Origin of the sequence: Corallococcus sp. CA047B (assembly GCF_003612065.1) — a bacterium.
Taxonomy (GTDB): Bacteria; Myxococcota; Myxococcia; order Myxococcales; family Myxococcaceae; genus Corallococcus; species Corallococcus praedator.
In genome coordinates, this window is the sequence record NZ_RAWD01000589.1 from 1 (window position 1) to 2,445 (window position 2,445).

Here is a 2,445-nt window from a genome sequence, read left to right on the forward strand (position 1 = left end):
CGGGAAGCTGGAGTTCCTGGGGCGCGTGGACTTCCAGTTGAAGGTGCGCGGCTACCGGGTGGAGCTGGGCGAGGTGGAGGCGGGGCTGGGCGCATGCGAAGGCGTGCGCGAGGCGGTGGTGGTGGCGCGGGAGGACGTGCCCGGAGACAAGCGGCTGGTGGGGTACGTGGTGGCGAAGGCTGGCCACACGCTGGACAGCACCGCGCTGCGAAGCGAGCTGAAGGGGCGGCTGCCGGAGTACATGGTGCCGTCGGCCCTCGTGGTGCTGGAGGCGCTGCCGCTCAATGCGAACGGTAAGGTGGACCGCAAGGCCCTGCCGGAGCCGGAGCAACTGGAAGGGGATGCGCGAGGCTTCACCGCACCGCGCACGCCCACCGAGCAGCAGCTCGCGAGCATCTGGAGTGAGTTGTTGGGCGCGAAGCAGGTGGGCCTGGGCGACAGCTTCTTCGAGCTGGGCGGTCACTCGCTGCTTGCGACGCAGGCCATCTCGCGCATCCGCCAGACGTTCCAGGTGGAGCTGCCGCTGCGTGCGCTGTTCGAGGATGCGGTGTTGGAGCGGCTGGCCGCGCGCATCGACCTCGCGGTCCACGCGGGCAGCGGAGTGCGGATGCCGCCGCTGGTGCCGGTGGCGCGGACGAACGCGCTGCCCCTGTCGTTCGCGCAGCAGCGCCTGTGGTTCCTGGATCAGCTGGAGCCGGGCGGAACGTCCTACAACATCCCGACGGCCGTGAGGCTGTCGGGCGAACTGGACGTGGGCGCGCTGCGCCGCACGTTCGGCGAACTGGTGCGTCGTCACGAGTCCCTGCGCACGACCTTCCGCGCGCTGTCAGGCAGCCCGGTGCAGGTGGTGGCACCGGCGAGCGAAGTACCCCTGACGTGGGTGGACCTGTCGGGCGAGGCGGACGGCGAGGCCCGTGCACAGGCCCTGGCGGAGGAAGAGGTCCGGCGTCCGTTCGATCTGGAGCGAGGCCCGCTCTTCCGGGTGACGCTGATCCGGCTGTCGGACGTGGAGCATGTGCTCCTGCTGTCGGTGCACCACATCGTCTCCGACGGCTGGTCGCGCGGCGTGCTGGTGCGGGAAGTGGCCTCGCTCTACGGCGCGTACAGCACGGGGCAGCCGTCGCCGTTGCCGGAGCTGGCGGTCCAGTACGCGGACTACGCAGCCTGGCAGCGCGACTGGCTGCGGGGTGAGGTGCTGGAGGCGCAGCTCGCCTACTGGAAGCGACAGTTGGGAGGAGCGCCGCACGCGCTGGAGCTGCCGACGGATCGGCCGCGTCCGGCGGTGCAGACGTTCCGGGGCAGCAGCTGCTCCGTGACGATGCCCCTGTCGCTGCGCGATGCCCTCTGGGCCTTGAGCCGCGAAGAAGGCGCGACGCCCTTCATGACGCTGCTGGCGGCCTGGCAGGTGCTGCTGTCGCGCTACAGCGGACAGGACGACATCAGCGTGGGAACGCCCATCGCGGGCCGCAACCGGACGGAGCTGGAAGGCCTCATCGGCTTCTTCATCAACACGCTCGTGTTGCGCACCCATGTCGCGGGTGACGCCACCTTCCGTCAGGTGCTGCGTCAGGTGAGGGAAGTGGCGCTGGGCGCGTACGCGCACCAGGAGGTGCCGTTCGAGAAGCTGGTGGAGGAGCTGAAGCCCGAGCGCGACATGAGCCGTTCGTCGCTCTTCCAGGTAATGTTCTCGCTGCAGAACGCGCCCCTGCCCGTGGCCCAGCTCCCGACCGGCCTGCGGCTGCAACCGGTGGACGCCGAGGGCGACACCGCCAAGTTCGAGCTGTCGCTGGACATGGGAGACCGGGGCCAGGGCCTCTCTGCGTCTCTTGAGTACAACACCGACCTCTTCGATGCGGCGACGGCACAGCGGATCCTGAAGCACTTCAGTGTGCTGCTGGAGGGCATCGCGGCGCGCCCGGACGCGCGCGTGCTCGACTTGCCGATGCTGGGCGAGGCGGAGCGCCAGCGGGTGCTGGTGGAGTGGAACGACACCGACGTGGCGCTGCCTGCGGAGCAGGGGATTGCCGAGCGCTTCGCGGCCCAGGCACGCTTGACGCCTGACGCGCTGGCGGTGGTGGCCCCGGGAGAAGAAGCGCTGACGTACGGCGCGCTGGAGACGCAGGCGAATCAGCTCGCGCACCACCTGCGAAGCCAGGGCGTGGGCCCGGAGGTGCTGGTGGGCGTGTGCCTGGAGCGCACGCCGAGGCTGCTGGTGGCGCTGCTGGGCATCCTGAAGGCGGGAGGCGCGTACGTGCCGTTGGACCCGTCCTACCCGGCGGACCGCCTGGCGCTGATGGTGTCCGAGTCGCGCATGTCACTGCTGCTGACGCAGCAGTCGCTGGAGGGGACGGTGGAGGCCCCGGGCCTGCCGCGCTACCTGCTGGACGCGGAGGCCCCCGCACGCGCGGGCCTGCCCAAGGACGCACCCGTACGGACGGCTTCGTT

Annotated in this window: 1 protein-coding gene; it reads left to right on the forward strand. The window is 70.5% G+C overall.

Annotation, left to right across the window (positions count from 1 at the left end; translation table 11 throughout):
- On the forward strand, positions 1-2,445 hold a 2,445-nt coding region (locus D7X74_RS41305; RefSeq protein ID WP_147446891.1), incomplete at both ends, for a condensation domain-containing protein.